Origin of the sequence: Candidatus Symbiopectobacterium sp. NZEC127 (assembly GCF_025962675.1) — a bacterium.
Lineage (GTDB): Bacteria > Pseudomonadota > Gammaproteobacteria > Enterobacterales > Enterobacteriaceae > Symbiopectobacterium.
The window spans coordinates 1-859 of sequence record NZ_JAGFPG010000024.1 but is presented as its reverse complement, the minus strand read 5'-3'; the positions used below and the strand labels follow the sequence as shown (position 1 = coordinate 859).

Below are 859 nucleotides of genomic sequence, written 5' to 3'. Positions count from 1 at the left end.
CAGGTTATATATATGGGCGCGTTTGAATCCGGTTTTAGACTCAACCTCTGGACGACGTAAAATACGGCGTTCTGGCAATGGTGTCGTGTTTTCTGCGTTCACTATTGTCACTCCTTAGTGCTTGGTAGCGTTTATGAGTTCTATTAACTATTAAAAAGACCTCATCATTCCGTTTCATCAAACAATAGGGATGTACTAGTTACGGTTTCTTAGCTGACTTAAAAAAGAGATTGCTGGATATATTTGCCAGCATTTATCTGGACTTTCGTCCAGCAATGTTTATGAAGAATAAATGGCGGTACAGTGCTTCTGTTGTCGGTGTTTTTGCGAATGAAATAGAACCCAGTTCAATGGGTTCTATTGTGTCGTTAACCAAACTGAAAATGTCAGATTTCATGTGAATTAAATGATTGCTTAATATTCATTTGGTTAATTGACGTTGAATGGACTGCATCACAACGTTAACGGATAATGAAGGTATCAGCCACTAACTGTGCTGGTCGTATGATAGACAAATAAAGTAAGACATTAACTGATGCAACTTACCCATCCTAAGGCACTTCTTTGGGCGCTGCCTGCATGTGAGCGGGCTGCAATTCGCCAATTTCAAGTGCACGTTTGATAAAACGCTCCAACTCCGGCGAGTAATATTTTTCCGTCGTGATGATATTGGTCGATGAGTCTGGGATATCGTAAGATGTTGCCCGTATAATTATATTCGGGTGGTTATACAATGAGAGTTGTGACTCAAGACCAATGCCGATACCGTATCCGGCAGCCACTAGCATGAGCATCGCTTCGTGGCCGGAAATGTACTCGGCAATATTAGGTTGTGGTAAGAACGCATCATTAAACCAGC

The 859-nt window shown here is 41.6% G+C and carries 1 protein-coding gene and 1 pseudogene; both read right to left on the bottom strand.

Going from position 1 to position 859, the window contains the following annotated elements; translation table 11 throughout:
• Positions 1-102, bottom strand: a 102-nt coding sequence (locus J5069_RS23695) for an AlpA family transcriptional regulator (RefSeq protein ID WP_264646109.1), incomplete at its 3' end; no start/stop codon positions are given.
• Between the two features lie 449 nt (positions 103-551).
• Positions 552-859: pseudogene (locus J5069_RS23690) on the bottom strand (LysR family transcriptional regulator); the annotation flags it as partial.